The 20,258-nt window shown below is 57.8% G+C and carries 16 protein-coding genes and 2 pseudogenes; 9 read left to right on the plus strand and 9 right to left on the minus strand.

What is annotated here, in order from left to right:
• Nucleotides 1–431, minus strand: a 431-nt coding sequence (locus OPU69_RS17785) for a helix-turn-helix domain-containing protein (RefSeq protein WP_498512854.1), incomplete at its 3' end; no start/stop codon positions are given.
• A 111-nt stretch (nt 432–542) separates the two neighbouring features.
• On the opposite strand from OPU69_RS17785, the pseudogene OPU69_RS17790 reads away from it, so the two are divergent.
• Both OPU69_RS17790 and OPU69_RS17795 read left to right on the plus strand, forming a co-directional pair.
• Nucleotides 543–866, plus strand: a pseudogene (locus OPU69_RS17790) (zincin-like metallopeptidase domain-containing protein); the annotation flags it as partial.
• 102 nt (nt 867–968) lie between these two features.
• Nucleotides 969–1,883, plus strand: a complete 915-nt coding sequence (locus OPU69_RS17795; protein WP_498512856.1) for a HEPN domain-containing protein — start codon at nt 969–971, stop codon at nt 1,881–1,883.
• On the opposite strand, the gene OPU69_RS17800 is transcribed toward OPU69_RS17795, so the two are convergent.
• Both OPU69_RS17800 and OPU69_RS17805 read right to left on the minus strand, forming a co-directional pair.
• Nucleotides 1,880–2,131 carry a conjugal transfer protein TraD gene (locus tag OPU69_RS17800; protein WP_498512858.1) on the minus strand — a complete coding sequence of 84 codons (252 nt, stop codon included), beginning with the start codon at nt 2,129–2,131 and terminating at the stop codon, nt 1,880–1,882. The genes OPU69_RS17795 and OPU69_RS17800 overlap by 4 nt on opposite strands.
• Before the next feature lie 16 nt (nt 2,132–2,147).
• Nucleotides 2,148–2,501 (minus strand): conjugal transfer protein TraD, encoded by a 354-nt coding sequence (locus tag OPU69_RS17805; RefSeq protein WP_498512916.1) that lies wholly within the window; start codon nt 2,499–2,501, stop codon nt 2,148–2,150.
• A gap of 171 nt (nt 2,502–2,672) precedes the next feature.
• On the opposite strand from OPU69_RS17805, the gene traA reads away from it, so the two are divergent.
• Together traA and OPU69_RS17815 are read left to right on the plus strand one after the other, a co-directional pair.
• Nucleotides 2,673–5,540, plus strand: coding sequence for a Ti-type conjugative transfer relaxase TraA (gene traA / locus OPU69_RS17810; protein WP_498512860.1), 2,868 nt, complete (start codon nt 2,673–2,675; stop codon nt 5,538–5,540).
• 10 nt (nt 5,541–5,550) lie between these two features.
• Nucleotides 5,551–6,249 (plus strand): DUF6118 family protein, encoded by a 699-nt coding sequence (locus OPU69_RS17815; RefSeq protein WP_498512862.1) that lies wholly within the window; start codon nt 5,551–5,553, stop codon nt 6,247–6,249.
• 330 nt (nt 6,250–6,579) lie between these two features.
• Here the strand turns inward: OPU69_RS17815 and OPU69_RS17820 are convergent, their stop codons facing one another.
• Nucleotides 6,580–7,287 carry a hypothetical protein gene (locus tag OPU69_RS17820; RefSeq protein WP_498512864.1) on the minus strand — a complete coding sequence of 236 codons (708 nt, stop codon included), beginning with the start codon at nt 7,285–7,287 and terminating at the stop codon, nt 6,580–6,582.
• 296 nt (nt 7,288–7,583) lie between these two features.
• Here OPU69_RS17820 and OPU69_RS17825 point away from each other — a divergent pair, with 296 nt between their 5' ends.
• The 3 genes from OPU69_RS17825 (at nt 7,584) to OPU69_RS17835 (ending at nt 11,639) form a co-directional block, all read left to right on the plus strand.
• A complete protein-coding gene (locus OPU69_RS17825; protein WP_498512866.1) occupies nt 7,584–7,808 on the plus strand; it encodes a hypothetical protein in 225 nt (74 codons plus the stop codon).
• Nucleotides 7,809–7,822: 14 nt separating this feature from the next.
• On the plus strand, nt 7,823–9,670 hold the full coding sequence (locus tag OPU69_RS17830; RefSeq protein WP_498512868.1) for a hypothetical protein: 1,848 nt from the start codon (nt 7,823–7,825) through the stop codon (nt 9,668–9,670).
• 451 nt (nt 9,671–10,121) lie between these two features.
• Nucleotides 10,122–11,639, plus strand: a complete 1,518-nt coding sequence (locus OPU69_RS17835) for a toll/interleukin-1 receptor domain-containing protein (RefSeq protein WP_498512870.1) — start codon at nt 10,122–10,124, stop codon at nt 11,637–11,639.
• A gap of 113 nt (nt 11,640–11,752) precedes the next feature.
• Here the strand turns inward: OPU69_RS17835 and OPU69_RS17840 are convergent, their stop codons facing one another.
• Nucleotides 11,753–13,726, minus strand: coding sequence for a hypothetical protein (locus tag OPU69_RS17840; protein WP_498512872.1), 1,974 nt, complete (start codon nt 13,724–13,726; stop codon nt 11,753–11,755).
• A gap of 734 nt (nt 13,727–14,460) precedes the next feature.
• Here OPU69_RS17840 and OPU69_RS17845 point away from each other — a divergent pair.
• Nucleotides 14,461–15,324 (plus strand): annotated as a pseudogene (locus tag OPU69_RS17845) (transposase); the annotation flags it as partial.
• A gap of 179 nt (nt 15,325–15,503) precedes the next feature.
• Here OPU69_RS17845 and OPU69_RS17850 read toward each other — a convergent pair.
• On the minus strand, nt 15,504–17,237 hold the full coding sequence (locus tag OPU69_RS17850; RefSeq protein ID WP_498512874.1) for an AAA family ATPase: 1,734 nt from the start codon (nt 17,235–17,237) through the stop codon (nt 15,504–15,506).
• A gap of 328 nt (nt 17,238–17,565) precedes the next feature.
• Here OPU69_RS17850 and OPU69_RS17855 point away from each other — a divergent pair, with 328 nt between their 5' ends.
• Complete coding sequence (locus OPU69_RS17855; RefSeq protein WP_498512876.1) at nt 17,566–18,465, plus strand: hypothetical protein; 900 nt, start codon at nt 17,566–17,568, stop codon at nt 18,463–18,465.
• A 199-nt stretch (nt 18,466–18,664) separates the two neighbouring features.
• Here OPU69_RS17855 and OPU69_RS17860 read toward each other — a convergent pair whose 3' ends face one another.
• The 3 genes from OPU69_RS17860 to OPU69_RS17870 form a co-directional block, all read right to left on the minus strand.
• Complete coding sequence (locus OPU69_RS17860; protein WP_498512878.1) at nt 18,665–19,246, minus strand: hypothetical protein; 582 nt, start codon at nt 19,244–19,246, stop codon at nt 18,665–18,667.
• Between the two features lie 73 nt (nt 19,247–19,319).
• Nucleotides 19,320–19,787: a DUF2846 domain-containing protein gene (locus tag OPU69_RS17865; RefSeq protein WP_498512880.1), complete on the minus strand. Its 468-nt coding sequence runs from the start codon at nt 19,785–19,787 to the stop codon at nt 19,320–19,322.
• A gap of 42 nt (nt 19,788–19,829) precedes the next feature.
• Nucleotides 19,830–20,228: a hypothetical protein gene (locus OPU69_RS17870; protein WP_498512882.1), complete on the minus strand. Its 399-nt coding sequence runs from the start codon at nt 20,226–20,228 to the stop codon at nt 19,830–19,832.
• Nucleotides 20,229–20,258 lie beyond the last annotated feature (30 nt).

Genomic DNA, 20,258 nt, shown 5'->3' on the forward strand with positions numbered 1-20,258 from the left:
ATCCGGCTGACGCCAGGCTCGTCTGCAAATTCGACAACAAACCGGGCAAAATCGACCTGAGCTTGCACGCCTGGCGGAGTCTCGAAGCGGACCTCGAATGGCTTGGGTCCATTCTCCGGTCGGATCGCAGCCAGATACCGCTTCACAGCGGTGTAGGCACCGACATAGCCCATATCCCGGATCTCCCGCGTCAGCCGTGCCGCTGTGAGATCTGGAAAGGCACTCACCCGCTCGCGCAGGTAATCCAGATAGGGAGCGATCTTGCTCGGCCGCCCTACCTGCCTCGGGCCATACACGGGCGCCTCAATGCCACGTTCGATGTATTTGCGAATGGTCTTGGGGTCTCGTCCGGTCCGCCGCGCAATCGCGGTGATCGACACCCCCTGACGGTGCAGCTCCAATATCATCATCAATTCTCCAAGTCGGACCATCCGCGCACCCTCCCTGCTCCGGAAGGATGGCACCAATGGCGGATTTGACCATTCTGCCGGGGCTCGCCCCGGCAGAATGGTCAGCGGGGACCGCCAACTAGGGAATTTTCAAAGCCCACTTTCAGGGAGAATTGCAGGACCAATGACACCGCGCTGCATGAGCTCGGTCACTGGACCGGCCATGCCACTCGTCTGGATCGCGATCAGAAGGGCAGCTTCGGCTCAGCACCGTACGCCCGCGAAGAGCTGGTCGCCGAGATGGCAGCCGCGTTCACCTGTGCATCGCTCGGCATAGCGCCGACCGTTCGCCACAGCGATTACATCGCATCCTGGCTCAGCGTCCTGCGCGACGATGACAAGGCCATCTTCCGCGCGGCGAGCGCTGCCAGCAAGGCTGCAGACTATCTGCTGAACCTGACGGGAGAGGCGCCATGACGGCGCCTCTTTCTTCCAATCCCACGAGAATGGAGGAAGTTGTCATGCACCTGCAGATGCTTCCAACTTGCCAACATGCCACCATCGCTACAGGGTGAAATCATGCGCACCGATATCGATCATCTGCCTGGCCAGAAGCAGCAGGAGCTGCAGGCTGCCGTGCGCATCCTGTTCGAGGAGTTTGCCGCTGCGATCGGCAACACGACCGCGCCGTGGAAGAAGCAGGGCCGGATCCTCAAGGTCATCCTCTACGGCAGCTATGCACGCGGCGACTGGGTCGATGATCCTGTCGGCGGCTACAAATCGGACTATGATCTGCTCGTCGTGGTCAACGACGAACGCCTGACCGATGTCGTCGACTATTGGGCCACTGCCGACGACCGGCTGATGCGCGAGATGACCATCACGCAGACGCTGAGCGCACCGGTCAGTTTTATCGTGCACAGCCTCAAGGACGTGAACAAGCAGCTCGAGCAAGGCCGCCCGTTCTTCACCGACATCGCCGCGCAGGGCATTGCGCTGTACGAGGCCGAGGGCTTTCCGTTCGCGACACCGACCAAGCTCGCGCCCGATGCTGCTCGCGAAGAAGCAGGGAAGTCCTTTGACCGGTGGTTCTCGATGGCCAGAACGTCCTTCGCCACCTTCAAACTGCAAAGGCAAGAGGGCAACGACGTCTATTGGCGGAACAAGGCGGTGTTCGAGCTTCACCAAACGACGGAGCAGCTTTACCACTGTGTGTTGTTGGTGCTGACGCTCTACAGCCCGAAATCGCACAAGCTCGGCTTTCTGCGTGGCCATGCTGAAGAAATCGCGCCCGAGCTGATCGAGGCTTGGCCGCGCGACGACCGGTTCAGCCGGCGATGCTTCGAGCTGCTGCGCCAGGCCTATGTCAACGCGCGCTACTCGCCGCATTACAAGGTCAGCGACGAAGAGCTGACCTGGCTCGGCGAGCGCGTCGCGATCCTCCAAGATCTCGTTCGCAAGGTGTGCGAGCGCCGCCTTGCGGCCGAGGATTAAGCCGGGCTTCTGGTTCCTGCTTTCGTTGCGCCATCTCCTGTCGTCTTTTCAGCCGCAAAGGCGCGGCTACCGCGCCTGCGCCAGAGCGTGATCTGTTGCGGCCCGCCGGCGTCACGCACTCTGGCCGCAGCCTCGATCAGCAGGCCGTAGATCACCGCCCGGTCATCATCGACCAGCTGATCGACGCCGGACTTCACGATGAGCCCGCCGAGCTCGATCAGCCGCCTGGTCCGTTCGCGTCGCTTCACTTGCCAGTCCCGCGTGTCATGACGAGCTCTGGCCAGCATCAGCCGGTTGCGCTGCACTTGTGTTTTGCGCATCGCCGCCCGGCTGGCCGTCAGCGCTGCCGCCAGTTGCTGCAGATGTCTGCTGTGTGGTTTTCCGTCCACGACGCTGCTGAAAAAACGCAGCGCCCCGCTTGCGCCACGCCTCCTTCCTGGCGGCATCGTCGTTGCCGATGGCGGCAAGCAGTGCACCGGCCAGCACTTCGGAGCCGAGCCCATCGGCACCGGTCGCAATCACCAACTCGCCCAGCTGAGTCAGCCGTGCCGCCTTCAGCGCCTTCGCCTTGTCGCTCAGCGCCTGAAGCTCGGCATCAAAGTCTCTCGGTCTGCGCATGTCGGTGCCCTTCATTGTGCGTGAAGGATCAACCAGCTATGCCAATCCTGGCTCTGCGCCAACAGGCTGGGGCGTTGTGAGACCCCGTCATCCCGAGAGCGATCAAATCGGTTGAGGGCGCGCTTATACGTCGTGCCGACGTTGCTTGTTTGGCGTAAATGGACGATCGCCATGGCGATCTATCACCTCTCAGCCAAGCTGATCTCGCGCAGCACCGGCGCTTCTGCGCTGGCGGCCGCGGCCTATCGCTCGGGCTCCCGGCTGGACGACCAGCGGCTCGATCGTCACCACGACTTTACCAACAAGCCAGGCGTCGTGCACAGCGAGGTGATGTTGCCCGAAGGCGCAGACGAAGCATGGAAGGACAGGGAAAAGCTCTGGAACGATGTCGAGGCAGCAGAGCTGCGCAAGGATGCGCAGCTGGCGCGGGAAATCGAGTTTGCACTGCCGCGGGAGCTGACCCAGCAACAGGCGATCGGGCTGGCTCGGGACTTTGTGCAAGCCGAGTTTGTCGCACGTGGCATGGTCGCGGATCTCAACGTTCACTGGGACATGGGCGAAGACGGGCAGCCCAAGCCTCACGCGCATGTCATGCTGACCACGCGCGCCGTTGAAATCGGTGATGATGGCAGTGTGAGTTTTGGCGCCAAGGTCCGCGCCTGGAACCGCACTGACCTGCTCACCCATTGGCGCGAAGCCTGGGCGAACATCGCGAACGAGCGCCTGGCCTCGCTCGATATCGACGCGCGTATCGATCACCGCTCGCTGGAAGCCCAGGGGATCGACCTCGAGCCACAGCACAAGATCGGTCCTGCTGCCTCGCGAATGGCGGGCGAGGGGCTGAGCAGCGAAAGGCTCGAAGAGCATCACGCCATCGCGCGATCGAACGGCGAAAAGATCATCGCCGATCCCAACATCGCGCTCGATGCCATCACGCGCGGACAGGCGACGTTCACCACGCGCGATCTTGCTATGTTCGCGCACAGGAACAGCGACGATAAGGACCAGTTTGATCGCGTGATGGCAGCGGTGAAGAACGCGCCGGAGCTGGTCGAACTGGGACGTGACGGGAAAGGCAACGAGCGCTTCACCAGCAGGTCGATGCTGGAGATTGAACGTCGCCTGGAGTTGGCCACGACCAGGCTCGATGCCAAGCGCAACCATCCGGTGAAGGACCAGCACAGGAAACGTGCGCTTGACCGCGCAAAACAGCGCGGGCTCGATCTGTCGCCTGAGCAGCGTGGGGCGCTGGAACATGTCACCAGCCCGCGCGGCATCAGCAATGTCATTGGCTATGCCGGAACGGGCAAGAGCGCGATGCTCGGCGTCGCACGCGAGGCGTGGGAACTTGCCGGATACGAAGTGCAAGGTGCTGCGCTGTCTGGCATTGCGGCAGAAGGGCTCGAGCATGGCTCGGGCATCGCATCGCGCACGATCGCCAGCCTCGAGTATCAATGGGAGCAGGGCAGGGAACTGCTCACCGATCGCCATGTGCTGGTCATCGACGAGGCCGGTATGCTGGGCACGCGGCAGCTGGAGCGCGTGATGTCCGAGGCCGAACAGCGCGGCGCGAAAGTCGTGCTCGTCGGCGATCCCGAACAGCTACAGGCGATCGAGGCAGGAGCTGCGTTCCGCTCAACTGCCGAGCGCCATGGCGCTGTCGAAATCAGCGGTATCCGACGCCAGCAAACCGACTGGCAGCGCGATGCCACGCGCGAGCTTGCAACGGGCAGGACGGGCGAGGCGCTGGCCCGGTATGAAGACGCTGGTCACATCCATGTCGCAGAAACCCGCGAAGCGGCTCGCACCGCTCTTGTGGAAGCCTGGGATCAGGATCGAAAGGCTGATCCCAAGGCTAGCCGGATCATCCTCACCCATACCAACGACGAGGTGAAGGCGCTCAACGAAGAGGTGAGGGAGCGCATGCGCGCCAGCGGGTCGCTGGGTCAGGAAATCGACATCAGCGTCGAGCGCGGTTCACGCAGCTTTGCCAGCGGTGACCGGATCATGTTCCTCAAGAACGAACGCGAGCTGGGCGTGAAGAACGGCTCGCTCGGAACCGTGCAAAGCCTGACATCGGTCCGCATGGCAGTGATGCTCGACGATGGCAGGCAGATCGCGTTCGACCTCAAGGACTATGCCCATGTCGATCATGGCTATGCGGCAACGGTCCACAAGGCGCAGGGCATGACCGTCGACAAGGTCCAGGTGCTGGCAACGCCGGGCATGGACCGGCACGGGGCCTATGTTGCGCTCTCCCGGCATCGCGCCCAGGTCGATCTGCATTATGCTCAGGATGACTTTGCCGATCGCAAGGCGCTCACCCGCATGTTGTCGCGCGAGCGGGCCAAGGACATGGCGAGCGATTACGCCCGCCAACCCGACAAAGCCCAGGACCAGCAAAAGGGTAGGGAGGGCAGACAACCGGATCGGGTCATGCCCGAGCGGACGAGGACGATCCGTTCAGCGGCGCTGGCCGATCTGCTCAAGGGAACAGAACGGACACCGCTGGAAAAGGCGGTGCAGCGCTTTGCGCGGGCGTCCGAAGACATCTTCAGGATGCGCGACCAGGGCCTTGCCCCGCTCGACCATCAGCAGACCGCCATGACGGCAGCATCGAAGGGCATGGAAGCGATGGGGCGTGGCTACTCGCATGACCTTGGTCATGCGATGATCAGGGATCGATCGCTTGTCAGTGAGGCGGCCGCCGGCAAGCTCGACCGGACCATGGAAGCGATGCGCAACGAACAGGCAATCCGCATCGAAGCCGAAGCAAGAGCCGACCGGTTTGTCCATGAATGGCAGACGCGCTCGCGACAGCTTCAGCGCCTGCGACAGGATCAGGACTATCTCACCGCCGAGAAGGTCGAAGGCCGTCTCGCGGAAATGGCACACAGCCTTGAGCGCGATCCACAGCTCGAGTCGCTGCTCAGAAGCAAGCGTCCGGAACTGGGGCTGGACGCCATGAGAGGCAGATCGCTGTCGCAGGACCTTGCAGACTGGCTCAGCCCCTCGCGCTCGCGTGGGCTCGGGCTGTAGCCATGTGTCCATGGCCGAACAGCAGACCGATGATATCCCGATCGAGCAGGCGCTGGAACTGATCGCCCAGCGTCTTGCCCGGCTCGGCACTTCGATCACTGAGCTGTCCGAGAGACAGCAGGATCTGCTTGGAGGTGATTACAGCGCTGAACTTGGGCATATCCGCAATGCGACCCGGGCGATGGGGGAAGGGATCAGGACGCTCGCTGCACGGCCTGCCCTGACGCTGACGCCTGAGGTGATCGCCCGGCAAATTGAGGTTGCAGCGACCGAGGGCCGCAGCGCCGATCAGGCCGCGTGGGCGAGCGCGCGGAAGGATATGGAGAGCGCGACCGCCAGACTTGCTGCCGTGACGGCATCGCAAAGGACGGCCCGCCAGCAGAACCGCTGGCTCGCTGTAGCCGCAGGCCTTGCGCTCGTGCTCGGATCGATCGGTGGATGCACTATCCCGCCGGCGGTCGACTGGATGGTGCCGGAAGCCTGGCACTGGCCGGAAGAAAGGGCGACATCGGCGCTGCGCCGCGATGGATGGGCGGCGGCGGAACGGCTGATGTCCGTCAGTGACCCTGAAGAGTGGCGAGACGTGCAGGCGGCGGTTCAGCTCTGGCAGGAGAACGCAGAAGCCATAGGCATATGCGCAAAGCGGGCCGGGGGGCGGAAACTGAGGAGCGTTGGCTGCGCAGTTGAGGTGCGGGGGCGCCCGAATTGAAGCGGCAGCTTTGTGCACTTTCATTGGTCTTGGCAATTGGCCCGCCCAAGCTCGAAGACGGCCATTGTTGCCAATCGACCCGGCTGCCCATTCTGGGACAAACCCGACGTTCCAAGGCCGCAGGTTGAGCGTCATCTCTTGCCGGATGCCGACGTCCAGCGCTGTTCCTTTCGCAAAGCGCAAGCCGAATTGCCCCGCGCGCTAGCAACGTGAAGACGGCTCTGCTGTTGTAGACGAAATCGCGGTTCGATCGAACCCACAATTCGCTCTCAAGAGATGAGATCGCTTCTGCCTACGCGATCCGTTGCGGTATTTCTTTCAGTGCTGTATTCATGTTGTGTCGCCATTCATTCTGGCAACGTCGCGTTGGACCACGTCGTAGATGCCCATATTCATCACGAGAACACTGCCGTCACCAAGCTGATCGAGCTCTACGAAACCAGCCCTCTCGAAGATCAGCCAAATGTTTCGTTCGCCGCGTTCCAGCCAGATCTGAATTGCGAGGAGCCGCCGGCGCATCAGGCGACATCCATTCTCGTCGAGCTCGCCTGGCCAGGCACCCTCGTGGAAGAGGCGATGTACGAAGTAATCCCGCTTATCCTTGATCCATTTCAGATATGCGATATCGGCATCATTGACCTCGTGGCGTTCGAGAATCTTGATCAATGATCCCAACGTGGAACCTTCAAGCAGAGCTTTTTTTGCTACAGATCGTTCCCAGGCACCCTGGTCCGGGCCGAGCGCCTTCTGCAACTTGACCCGGTCGCACATGTGCATTGCTGAGATCAGCATGCTCTCGAACCTGCTGACCGCGAGATAGGTTCCGGCCATCTCCTGGCAGTAAAGGAAGCGGGCAATATCAAGGTCGGACATCGATCCAATAATCGCCGATAGCTCTTTCCTGTCGACTACAGTCTTGAACACACTGGCCTCGATTTCTTTTGTGATCTGTAAGGCTACCATGCCGACGTACTTCAATCGACTCGGATCAGACCTGTCGACGAGCTGCCCTGCAGCCTGCTGGGTCCCAAACTGCATGCCCTCCCGACGGTGGCAAATACGACGAACATCGGTCCGACGAGCTGCTCGGGGGGGGATGCGAATCTTCCGCCCCGAACGACTCGAGTCGATCACTGGGTCGATAGAATCGTGGTCTCTGTCAGATATCCTTTGGGGCGTCGGCGACCGATGGGCGGACAGAGGAAATTTGCCGTTGATCCAGGTGTTTAGTGAATTTCTAGGCGATGAAAGCGCGAATATCACTCCAAAATACGTGATACTGTTGCAATTATGGTGTACCTCTCTTACACTGAATTTCATAATGGAGGCGACTCGTGGGTGATAACGAAAAGAGGACGAATTTTGTGCGCCTGGCGGAAGGGCGCACGCAGATCGCGTTGGACGCGATCCGCAAGCTTGGGAATCTTTCGAACCGTCGGGCCTACGAATTTAGCGACACCGATATCCGGAAGATCAGCAAAGCGCTGAAGGAGGCGGTGTCCGACCTCGAGAAGCGTTTCGGGTCCTCCAACGAGCCTTCGGATAGCTTCAAGCTCTAAACAGGGACGATACCATGCGGCCGGAACACCTCGGAATTGGTGACAAGACTTTCCTGATCAACCGGCTGATCCAGCAAGCGCCGATCAACACGCTCATCCGCGAGTTCTTCAAGAATGCCGATGAAAACGCGGCGCTCGCCCCCGAAGGCAAGCGGCGCGTCGACATCTTCCCGACCATGATCGAGGGCGTGAGGAAACTGACTTTCTGGAACACCGGCGTCGGAATGAGCGCGTCCGAGCTGCGGCGCGCGACAGATCTCAGCTCATCGGTCAACAAGATGATGGCGCTTGATGGAAACTTCGGCATCGGCGCCAAGGTTTCAGGGCTCGCCGCGTCGCCTGACGGCATCCGTTATAGGTCTTGCAAGGATGGCGAGGTCAACGAGGTTACGATCGGCTGGGACGAGTTAGAACAGACCTATGTTCGCTTTTCCGTGCAACTGGCCGATGGCCAGACTGATACGATCTACGATGTCACCTCTGTCGTCCAAGCCGCTGGGACACCAACCGATTTTGACTGGACGGAAGTCGTGCTGTTTGGCGAAAGCCGTGACCACGATACCGTCGCCGAGCCGATTGGCACGGGCGTCCCTGTCGATCGCAGCTTCATCGCCACTTCCATTTTTAGGCGCTTCGTTTCTTTCTCGCCTGGCGTGCAGGTCCGCATCGACGTCGCGATGACCAAGGGCGGCGGCAAGGATGAAACCGGCAGGTTTCGCCAACTACGCACGCTCAATGAAATCCTCGATCGGCTTCCACGCCACGAAGATGTCGTCGATGCAGAGACGGGCATTAGCGTGCGTTACATCCATGATCCCAAGCACGAAGGGTCCGGCCATACCTATAGTGCCCGGGCCAACGCTGCCACTGGCTCGACAACGTTTCTCGCGCTGGTCTACCGCGATGAGCGGTATGACTTTCGCACGCAGAAAGTCTGGTCCTCAGTCGCACCCACGTTCGGCATTCCGTTCGGTTCGAAGGTGCTCACGGTCGAAATCCGGCTGCCCGACGATGCGGCATTTCCAAACCAGTATCGCGATGCTTTGACATGGCGTCACGATCGTTCGCCACTGACTGCCGACCAATATGCATATCTGGTCCGCCAGCTCATGCCTGACTGGGTGAAGGACATCATTCGGTCGGAATCCCCGGACAGCGCCGATGATCTAAACGACCTTCAGTCGGACCTTCAATCGCTGCTCGATGAGCTTCGCGTGCCAACCAATGTCGCCAAGAAAGCGCCGGAGCAGATCACGCGGTCGGAAGCCAATGACGCTGGGCTTGCTGAACCTGAGCCGACAACTCTTCAATCGGAGGAGGACGAGGAGAAGATCCCTGGCCTCAAGCCCCCGCCGAAACGGACAGAACCCCGGGCATCGACTTCGCGCGTTCGCATGGCGCCAGAAGGTGCGACCGCTTCAAAGCTCGCGCGGGCGCTTGAGCGCGCTCCCGAGATCAAGATCCTCACGGAAGCCGACGAGATCGCCGACCGTGACATGAAAGGTCGGGCTGCGCGATTCTATCCGGAAGTTCAGACCTTGTTCGTCAACGGCATGTATCCGATCGTCGCAAAAATGGCGGACGAGCTGGCAAACGAGTTCTCCGACGCCGAGGATCCCGACGCAGCGCGCGCTACAGCGTTGCAGGCGTCACAGCGAACTCTAGCCTTCAGGGTCGGAAAGGCGACCTGCTTCGCCTTGGCGAAGCGGATGCTGGATGACTGGTCGACCGAGGATCTGGAGCGTGCGACTTCGCCGGAATCGCTTTCGATGGCGGCGGACGATTATCGCCAAAGCCTTGCCTCCGCACGCAAATGGATCAAGGACCGAGTCCGTATCGCCAGCGTCATCGCGCTGAGATGATCGGCATGTTGGACCAACCTCTTCGGGGCAACTTGACCGGCGCACGCTACGACCGCTGACCAGTATTCCTATGGGATCTCGGCAAGAAAAACCGTCGACACCAGTGCCAGCTCGCCGTTGCGAGAGGTGCAGGGCGCGCGAATGGCTTCCTCTATGGCGCTAAGCCGACCGGCTGGTTTGCACGACATCAATGGCGAGTTTCAGCAGGAGCCTCCGCTCACATTAACGACGCTGAATGTCTTGAGCTGGTCGCTCTCTGCCGAAACGGGGACGCCGTGTCTTGGGACTTCCCTGCACTTACAACGTGAGTCGGCAAACCGTCGGTTTTGATATAAGCGGACGTCCAGCGCTTCCCCGTTGAGCCATCGGAGGGCGACTGGAAATGCAGGTCGTCTGCCCAATAGAAGGTTGTGAAGTTCGTTGCACGACGGAGGTATGCGCCGTTTTTGCCATGAGCCAAGCGGCGACGCGGGAGCCCGCCTTTTTCAAGGTCGGTGAAGTCAGCATCAGAAATAGCTCCGTATCCATCGCTGGTATTAGTGGTTCGCCCGTCGCAATTGGTTATATTGCTAGCATGGCAAATCACGAACATCCGACCATCAACGATTTCCTCGCCCGGCTCTACACGATCCGCGACGATGCTGGCGCTCGCGCGAAGGCGGAAGCGAACGCGATCTTGACGCGCAACGCCGCGCGGGGCTTGCTCCGATCAGGAGCTACGCTGAAGGCAATGGCCGAGCTGATTGAGAAGGAGTTCGATGCGGCCCTTAGCGAGATGCTGGCGACGCTCCGTCATATGAAGTCGGTGCCGGACATCGACTATCAGGCCTGCCGGGATCAGGCATTCCTGCGGGCACGCGACCTTCTTCCCTTGCTACGCGGTGCAGCCGAGCTGGATAAATGGATCGACATGATGGGGCGCGGCACGGCCGGAGATGTCATCAACAAGCGCATAGAGGCTCTGCTTCCCAAGATCGATTACCGCTTCCGGCAATTCGAAGTCGGCCTGGATCAGGTCGGGGTTTTGAGAGCTGAGCCGCCGGCGTCGGCAGCGTCACCCGGGCTACCAGCTGACCCGCCAGTCGCCGCCCCAATCGAACATGAGCCCGGCCCTTATCAGGTGGCGCTGTCGTTCGCGGGTGAGCAGCGCGAGTATGTGCGCGAAGTTGCCCGCGCTCTAGCTGCTCGCCACGTCGCCGTCTTCTATGATGAGTTCGAGGCCAATACCCTATGGGGCAAGGATGGCGCTGAGCACTTCCACCAGATATACTCGCGCGGCACCCAGTATGTGGTGATGTTCATCTCGGCCGAGTACGTTACAAAAGCATGGACTCGCCAGGAGCGGCGCTCTGCGATCAGCCGTCAGATAAAGGACGAGGCTGAATATATCCTGCCTGTCCGCTTCGACGACACGGAGGTGCCTGGACTTCCCGATACGATCCAATACCTCTCGGCGGGACGCTACACACCGGTCGCGCTCGCAGTGGAAATTGCGAGGAAGGTCGGGGTCGGACCGACGTCGGGTAAGGCGTCCGAAGTACCCCCGCCTGCGTCCGGGGCCATGTCTGGCGAGGTGACGTTTGACTATGGCGCGTACAACGGCCGGTACGTCATCGGAAACGACGCGACGACATTCGAGACCCAATGGAGCAAGGGAAGCGACACCAGCATCCACCTCTACAACGAGCCGCAATCGATCCATGGTATCGCTGTTGCGCGCGGGGCGACCGCCATCGAGCAGATCACCGATGCGTCGGCTTATGACTTCACCTCCCGCTCCCGCGCCCTCCAGACCGGTGAAATTGCAATCCTTCGCAATACCGACGGCTTCTTCGCGGCGGTCCAGATCCTTGCAGTCGATGACATCACGCGGGGGGCTCCGAGTGATGCGCTAACTATGCGGTATTTAATCCTTCCCGGAGGGGAGCATGATTTCAGAGCGTGGATTGGCGCGGCGACGATAGCCTGAGCGGATGAGTGGAGGATCACAGGTGTCGACAGCACGCCGATCGATTGCCGAAACCGTCGCCGGCATGACGAGAAAAGCCGATGAGAGGCGTTCGCCGCCTCGCTTGAGGTCCGTCAGCTTTTAATCTCGGGCACGACTTTCTCACGCCGCTGTACGAGCAACACGGCCTCGTAAGGCGAAGACCAGTTATCAGTATTTTTGGCGAACACGATACAGCTCGCGACATCGGCGCGGTCCAATGCCTCCGCTGCGAAATGCTCCATATGCTCGCGCCGCAGGTTGGCATGCCCCGCCTTATGGACATAGAAGCCGACCGTAGCCTTGCGATTGAGCGGCGGCACGATCTCCATGAAGCAATCGTGGCCCGCTTTAGCGTTCTTGCGCGTGACCGACTGCCTGAGCCTGTTCAGTCCGCGCTCGACCTTGGGCTGCTCCTCCGGACTCGCGGAGCTGAGAATGCAAATTCCCATAGTGGTCCATCCGCCAGGCTTAGTTCGAGCCAGTTTGTCGATGATTTCTTTGTAGCTTCGGTGGATCATCGGCGCGGGCTTCTTCAGCTGCAATCCGGCGTCGCGGGCGTTGAAATACCGATCGATTATACCAGACATTCCCGACACCATCAGCCGACGGAAATCTTTTCGCTTCGCCCCGAGATTGAAGCCTGTGGACAGATAGACGCCGAGGAAATCCAGCTCGTCTCCGAAAATTTCAAAATGCTTCTGGAAGTGGAAGCGCTCCGAAAAATAATGGAGGAACGGGATTTCCTCATCGAGGATATGCGCGATGCAGCACAGGTCGGCGATATGCATCGCCGGAGCCAGATTGTGCCCTTCGGGGATGAGCCCGGCTTTGGCCAACTCTTCTTCCGATGAACTAAGAACTGAGAGGTCGTCGAGCGTCAGCGATATCCGGATGATCTGATCGACCTTTCCCGCATCCAGACTGAGAGACTCCGTAATTCTGAGGCTGTCCGCATCGCCCGCGCGCGCTGCGACGATGTGCCGAGCTAGCCGCTCGGATTGAATGGAGGGGGCGACCACCATTTCATTCAAATGGCGCTTAAGACGGTCTGGCGCGCCCCGCAGTCCTTGTGGCGTCAATCGATGAGATTTCGCTTCAGCAAGAAATATTGTTTTGTCAATGACGGCGATGATATCCGTCTCGAACTGTTGAGCGCCGACCACCCATTTGGCATTTTTCGTGATTGTTGCCGTAGGCAGGACCGACCGGATCACTGATTCCGTTTTGTCTTCGAGATAGGTTGCGCCGCGATCCGACAAATCGCTTTCGATCTTCGCTGAAGTCGCGACGTTCCACATGATCTCATTGATGTGGCTGAAGATCGCCTGTGGCATAACGAACATATACCCGTCACCCAGATAAATTCCGGGGCGGGCCCAGACTGGATTAGAGAGAAACATGTGTTCAATTCTATAGTCGGCAAGTTCTCCTGGTTCGATCGATAGCATCCGCAAAATGCGCTCGACAGGTTCTTCCTCCTTACCTGTCATAGCGGCGATCTCCGCAGCGGTAACAGACATATCCGCTGAATGCCGCAGGTCCGCATACGACATCAAGAAGCTCATAACGCCCTCGCGCGAAGTTCCTTCCGGTATCACATCAAGCAAGCCTTCTGGAGTGCCGACGCAATCAGGGAATTCACGGAAATAGCCTTTAACCATAGCCTCGATATCTCGCGCGCTGAGCACCCGCTTCAAAGCGTCCATGTGGTCGTTACCGCGCTGCTCGATCGTCGTCAGGATGCTCTCGGACACGTCGAGAATATCGCTGAAGGTATATCCCGCCGCCGCCTCCAGTTTGGTGTCCAGCGATGCGTACAACTCGCGGCAAATCTGTTTGACCTCGCTGAAGTAACCCCAGTTTCTGACCGCCTGTGTGTGCAGCCTAATTTTCTCCTGAAGCGCCAAAAGGGCCCTTTGGCCGTCATCCACTTCGTCTGCTTCAGCGATCAGGCGGCGTTTGAAAATCGTATCGGATATCTGCGGAACGCTATCGAACACGGTCTGCAAAACGTCGGCTGTGGAAGGGGCTTTGCCCCATTGTGCGACCGGTAAGGTGAGAGCCATCCCCTGAAGCAGCTCGATGTGATGCTGCTCGATACCGTTGGTAAGCGAATGGGTTTCGCCATGTTGTTTATCGCCGCGCGGGTGCCGTAAAACGCGAATGTCGATACGACGCTTTCTGGCATGCGCTCTTTCAGGACACCGAACAGTTGATCGACAAGGGCCGGATATTTTTCAACATCCTCGCGGGCGGATCTAAGGATAGCATGCTTAAACTCCTCGTGCCGCTCACCGATGCCGAAATCCATTTTCTGAAAGACTATCTTATTTGGATTGCTGGTTGGCCGGGCTGCGACCCGCTTTTTAGGCTTTCGCCCCCGCGACTTCGGCATCTCTAATCCCCCGCTACGATCGCCACCTCTTGTGCTGGGCCCCTGGAAATTTAACCCGCCTTGTGTTTAGGGCGGTGTGCAGAAATAGCACCTCGTAGCCGGGGTGTCAGCTATCGAGCTGTCGTTGCTCCAGAGCCCACCCAGCAGAATGTCCCAGTCCGGTAGTGTGGCTGCAGCCCGCGAACCTCCGCTTCGGGGCATCCAGAAACTTCAATTGAGCAGCAGCAATTGGCGCATCGCTATCGGTCTGTTTCACAGCGTTCTATGGACCGATTCTATTCGGAGCCGACCTTCAGTGAAGCTGGTCCGAGCGACCGGATTTGGGTCGATTCTGTTGAAAAAATCGGCCTTGCAATGGTGCTAAAGTATTGATTCTATGTTTTTGCGGGCAGGCGGATACGACCGATGATGGGCGAACGGACGGAGGCGCAGGAAGCGCTGTTATATAGCTTCAACCTGGAGCGGCATGTGCCGCAGGATCATCTGCTCCGCTCGATAGACCGGTTCGTTGACCTGTCCGGCATTCGCGAACATTTGCGGCCTTTCTACAGCTCGACCGGTCGGCCTTCGGTTGATCCCGAGTTGATGATCCGGATGCTGATCATCGGCTATTGCATGGGCATCCGTTCCGAGCGGTGGCTATGCGAGGAGGTGCATGTGAACCTCGCCTATCGCTGGTTCTGCCGCCTCGGGCTGGAGGGCGATGTGCCCGACCACTCGACCTTCTCGAAGACCCGGCATGGTCGCTTCCGCGACTGCGATATGCTGCGCCAGCTGTTCGAGGCGACGGTGGCGCGCTGCATTGCCGAAGGCTTGGTCGGCGGTGAAGGCTTCGCGGTCGACGGCAGTCTCGTGCGGGCCGATGTATGCCGCCAATATGCCGTCGATAGCGCTGACGCCTTGCCTGATGCGGCCACCAGCCATTCCGTTCGAGAGTATCTGGCCGTACTCGACGATGAGGCCTTTGGAGGAGCAACCCCGGTGCCGCCCAGGCAACTGGCAGTGGCCGATCCCGCAGCGCGCTGGACAGCGGCAAGCCGCGAGCGTGCCCTCTTCGCCTCTGCAACCAATTATCTGGTCGATCTCCAGCACGCGGTGATCGTCGATGTCGAGGCGACCACCGCTATCCGCCAGGCCGAGGTCACCGCGCAGCGCCGCATGATCGACCGGACGCAGGACCGCTTTGGCCTGTGGCCCGAGCGGCTTGCCGGCGATGCTGGATACGGCGATGCGAAAAACCTGTCCTGGCTCGTCGATGAGCGCGGCATCGCGACAACAGGGATGTGCGGCTCGCCATTCCAGTCGCACTTATGATAGTGCCAGAAACGCGCAGGATGTGCCGGTTGCGAACAATCAACTTTGAGATCGAATGTCGCAGGAGCACAGAATAGCCAAGCCGATTCGTCAGGAGGCTTTAGTGGCGCCGTCTGGATCACTCTAGTCCAGTTTTACCAATTGACTGCTTGCTTCATCATGCTCTGAAGTCCTAAATTTCTGAGCTTAAGAGCGATGGTAGAAGACTGATCGATTGCACCCTTTCGATGCAAGGCATCGTTGTATACAACTCCTAGCAGAAGGCATGCTTCCGGAACAAGGATACCTAAAGACTCGGCAAACTCTAGTTTGTTTGTAGTGCCGTTACACTCGAGCAAAAATTTCTCTCGCTCCGGCTGAGTCAGAATTTTGGAGTAAGTGCACTGCTCAATCTGCACTCGGACGTAGGCGCATACTGCGAAAGGGTCGTAGCTTCCGCTGCCAGCAACACATTTTTCCCACTCTTCTTTCAAAAACGCATAGAAGCCATGACTTTTACCGTGTATTTTTGGCAGGCCGTATGTAGTATTGAATATCTCTGAGATGTCATAGTTGTCGGGATGGTAGTGGAGGAAGTATCGCGACAAGTACTGTGACCAACATATATCATCCCTGTGTGAAATTACCTTTCGCATGGTCTGAGTAATTTTCTGTGTTGTATCTCCAAGGTATACGGTCTGCTGACGCTTCAGTGCGTAACCTTTGAAGTATAGTGGGTCTAAGTGGGTTAGGAGGCAAATGTAAATCTGCCTCCCCTCTTCCCGATACGCATCAATTAATTTGCTCAAAAAATATTGAGCGACAACAATGTTCGCATCATCAAGATAATCAAATACCTCATCGATAAAAAGAATACAGGGTTTCGTGCTATTTGTATCCCGCGTTCTGAGCAAATTGCAGCCGAAGTACAGTAGATCGCGCTGTCCATTTGAGAGTGATGAGGCGTCGGGGAAATTGACTAGGACACGACCTTTATTTTCCTTTATCTCAGCAGTTACCCAAGCTCCATTGATGTCTCTGATGAATTCCTTCAAAGATTGGAGGCGTCGGCAATATACGGCGTATTGCAACCATTTCTTCAGGTTCGATCTGTCGGAGCGATTCAAATCCATCAGCATGTAGCATATGATGGCATTATCAAGCCAATTATTACTTTGTACGTGCTTCATCACCACATCAAATACGGCCTTAAGATGCGGTAGTTCTTCAACTTTTTTAGCGTATACGGCCGCGACCTTGTCGCTAATTGATGCCTTTGTTCCACTTAACCCCTTTACCATCTCAATCATTTCGTCAAAAAAATCAGAAGGCTTTTTTTGGTTAAGTTTGTCAATAGAGGTGATGATATTCCATAATTCGCTTCTCAGAATTTCACCCTCACACCGTGTCGATAAATTTGGAACGACTTTGGAATTAACCCCAAATAAAGGCCTGTATTTATTTATGTCAAAATTTATTTGCTCTTTATATAATACTGGGCCAAGATCAAGTGAGGGTATCTCTAGATATGGCTTCGCAACAGTGAAGCCATTTATTTTTGGTAGCTTTGCCTTTGGTTCGACGTTTGACTTAATTACATGAATATCAAAAATTTTTGATATTTCATTTTCGTTAGAATCCGCATTAAGCGTGTTTCCATCGCACTCAATAGAAAGACGTGATGCCGCCGCCTCATTCTTCTTGTACTTTTCTTTTTCATCAACGCTGAGTTTGCCGCCTCTAGCGCAGTTGAAAGCTGTAGATATACTGCTCTTACCAAAACCATTTGGGGCAACAACGATATTAGTACAATTTGGACGAAGATTAACCGTCAAACTCACCTTTTCAAATCCACGAATATTTTCTATGTGAATTTTCGAAATCGTCATGCCGCCTCCAAGGAATCATCAGCCACTGTAACGGTTCAGGCTTAAGACGAATTGCCGTGCGTCTGCAAGTGACATGTGTGTTTTCAATGTTCCCTGCAGTAGGCCGTTGAGAGCCCTTTTGTATGCGGTTACTAAGCGTCCTCTAATATCGAATGTCGTGGTTGGATATTTAAGGGTGTGAAGGGTCGACGACCGCGTTTAGGGCGCGATGCTGCCCTTCGCTAGCGCATCGACAAACTCGCGCTCTTTGTCGGCGCCGCCGCACTCTGACCCTTGTTGAAGACTGCCGCGACGCGCATATATCGAGATATGGGGGATGGGAGTGCCTATGGATATTACATCGGAACCCACAGTCTTGAAAGAAGCGCGCCAGCGCGGGAAGAAGAATATCTTCTCGCCGATCGACGAGAGCGTTGAGCGTAAGAATTGCAAGACAACGATCATCATCGGCCGCGACGGCAAGGCGACCGAAAGGGTGCGGCTTTCGGTCAGCGATCCGGCGCATCGCGAGGAACTCATCCTCCGCCACTATATTCGCCACTACGCCAACGTTTTCGGCTTGCTCCCTGTCGGTATAAACATATGGGGCCGCGACAATCCCTGGGACTTTGACATCGAGCTCAACGACCAGTACCGTTTCTTTGTCGAGATCACCGCGCTTGGTGACAGCGTGTTCCAGTTCGAACGCGAAAAGCGCGAGGAGAGGCTCGCGAATGAATCGATGAAGCCCGAAATCCGGCTCGGTGATCTTCGCAAGGTCCACAAAATGTTCTCTCTCGACGGCATCGACGATCTCATCAAAGGCTTTGCGAAGGAACCCGCGAGCTTAAAAGTCGCGAATCCGCTTTTTGGCGACCCGTCCAGACGCTTGCTCACTGGTCCGATCATGCACCCCGACACGCGCCTCGCCGACAAGATCGTCACTGCCGTAGACGCGAAGGCCTCCAAGAAGCATGGCGGCAAGGAGAAAACTGTCCTCATCCTCGACTACCGGACCAACTTTCCGACCAAAAAGGGGCTCATCGAGGCGTTGGCCGAGCTTTCGGACTATTTCGCCGCAAGCCCGTTTCCCGAAATTTGGCTCTATCATGGCTATTTCTCGGACGACGATGGCAATAATGCCGAATTCTCCTTCGCTGCGCTGAAGCTCCAGGAGGAGCAAGCGTTGCGGTTCGGAGAGCTGGCCGTGCAACGCGGGGTCGACGAGCTCGGTCGGATCGTATGGTAAGCACGGGATAGGTGGCTTCGGAATCTGGCAATCAGTCAAGATTTGTCTGCTTTTTGGGCTTTGCTAGGTATTCCTCAAACGACTAGGAGCGGGGCGCAAAGCTGCCGCTGTGCTTTATTCGTGGATATGGGAGCTTTTGTCAGGAGCAGCCACTCCCGGCCGCTGCCGTCAATGGCCGGGTTTAGTCTGATCGCGACATTTATGGCAGGATGGAGATATCCTCGTCGAGATAGGCTCCGATCACTGTACCGGAGTTGATCCTAGCGCTTGTGCCCGTGACAAAAAATCCTGCCAGCGGAACCAAGGCGATCGAGCCAACGACACCAGCCGTACCAGTGACACCCTTATCGTCAAATGTCCCAGACAGGCGCACCTGACGGCCTGAGACAGTCGCGTAAAGCACACGTGCCGTAATGTGTCCGGACTTTCCCCACATACCCTTGTTCCGGACTGAGGTTATTTCACCTTGGACCGGCGAACCTGCGGGAATGACTATCTTTCCGTTCAACATCACCGGCTCTGCAATTTCCATGCGGAACCGTTGACCAACGCGCGCCAATTTCTTCTCTGTCGTCAGCTCCTCTAGCAAACGCACAGATACCGTCGCTCCAGCCCTCAACGTGTTGTCGGTGGCTGGCGCAAGGGTTGCGACGATCGGCTGCTGAGATGGCTGAACAGGTTGTGGGGGAGCAACAGTATCAGCTGGAGCTGGCTCAGCAGTGGTTTGTGCAAACCCTTGCGCGCTCAATAACGCTACCCCCACCGCAAGTGCGACCCTCATACCTACCCCCATTATATCCTTCGGACTCGCGCCCATGTATCGATGCTAGACGCTTCAGTGGAAAATGCCAGCCTTAACCGGGATCGGCAAGAACGCGTGGACCGATGTCATCCGAATCGACGTATTTCAGGTCAGATTTTTTGGCATTGAACTCTTCGATAGTTGAAGGAGCAAGGTTCGGTCGCCCTGCCATTATCCCCATTCTGATGGAACATTTGACGACATAGCGTTCGCCTGCATCCACTTCGAGATTGAGGACATCCTTAGCCTCACTCTTGGCGTTGAACTCGTGTGCGCCGGGTTCAATGTTTAGGATGAAGTATTTTCCCGCGCCCAGGGCACTGATGCGCTCTTTGCCAATGTTGACACCGCATCCCATTGCACCGCCCATCATGGTGCCAGAACGCCAGAAGACGATCTGGCCCTTGCCTTCGGGTGGTGCTGGCAGCTCCGCAGGTGCCGGACGCCCGGATTCAGCAACGGCCGGAACGGCAATCGTGGTCAGGGCCAATGCGGCTGATAAGACAGAAATTCGGATCATCGGAACTTTTCCATTGGCTAGTGAAACACGAAACTGGTGCGGCTACGGGGCTACGGCGAAAGGCTCGGCAGTCTCTGCGACGATGATCCCGCCCACCGGCAAATCGACGCTGGTGCCGGTGACGAAAAGGCCAATCACAGGTGCCGCAATGGTGGTGGCGATGGCAGCGCCAGCGTTGTCAGACCCGGCGGAGCTGAATTTGGTTTTGCGCAGCACTATGCGCCGCCCTCCAGCCTCAAGGTATCTGGCTGCCACGATAAGCTCACCAGCTCTCCCGCCAAAGCCTTTCGGAGATGCATGCACGACCTGAGCCATGCCCTTGGTCCCGGCCAGAATAACCGGCGTCGCACCGAGATAGATGTCATTTACCAGCTCGATTTCGAACAGGTCACCTCGCTTAGCAGTGCGTGAACTGACTGGCTGCTTGATCCGCAGAGTCACGGACGTGCCAGCCGGGATGCTGGCCTCCTG

Source organism: Blastomonas sp. 34TW, from assembly GCF_059803595.1.

Excerpts from the sequence above, each read along its gene's own strand:
- OPU69_RS17795 (WP_498512856.1), top strand. The coding sequence starts at position 969 with ATGCGCACCGATATCGATCATCTGCCTGGCCAGAAGCAGCAGGAGCTG.
- OPU69_RS17805 (WP_498512916.1), bottom strand. The coding sequence starts at position 2,501 with ATGCGCAGACCGAGAGACTTTGATGCCGAGCTTCAGGCGCTGAGCGAC.
- traA (WP_498512860.1), top strand. The coding sequence starts at position 2,673 with ATGGCGATCTATCACCTCTCAGCCAAGCTGATCTCGCGCAGCACCGGC.
- OPU69_RS17815 (WP_498512862.1), top strand. The coding sequence starts at position 5,551 with ATGGCCGAACAGCAGACCGATGATATCCCGATCGAGCAGGCGCTGGAA.
- OPU69_RS17820 (WP_498512864.1), bottom strand. The coding sequence starts at position 7,287 with ATGCAGTTTGGGACCCAGCAGGCTGCAGGGCAGCTCGTCGACAGGTCT.
- OPU69_RS17830 (WP_498512868.1), top strand. The coding sequence starts at position 7,823 with ATGCGGCCGGAACACCTCGGAATTGGTGACAAGACTTTCCTGATCAAC.
- OPU69_RS17835 (WP_498512870.1), top strand. The coding sequence starts at position 10,122 with ATGAGCCAAGCGGCGACGCGGGAGCCCGCCTTTTTCAAGGTCGGTGAA.
- OPU69_RS17840 (WP_498512872.1), bottom strand. The coding sequence starts at position 13,726 with ATGGCTCTCACCTTACCGGTCGCACAATGGGGCAAAGCCCCTTCCACA.
- OPU69_RS17850 (WP_498512874.1), bottom strand. The coding sequence starts at position 17,237 with ATGACGATTTCGAAAATTCACATAGAAAATATTCGTGGATTTGAAAAG.
- OPU69_RS17855 (WP_498512876.1), top strand. The coding sequence starts at position 17,566 with ATGGATATTACATCGGAACCCACAGTCTTGAAAGAAGCGCGCCAGCGC.
- OPU69_RS17860 (WP_498512878.1), bottom strand. The coding sequence starts at position 19,246 with ATGAGGGTCGCACTTGCGGTGGGGGTAGCGTTATTGAGCGCGCAAGGG.
- OPU69_RS17865 (WP_498512880.1), bottom strand. The coding sequence starts at position 19,787 with ATGATCCGAATTTCTGTCTTATCAGCCGCATTGGCCCTGACCACGATT.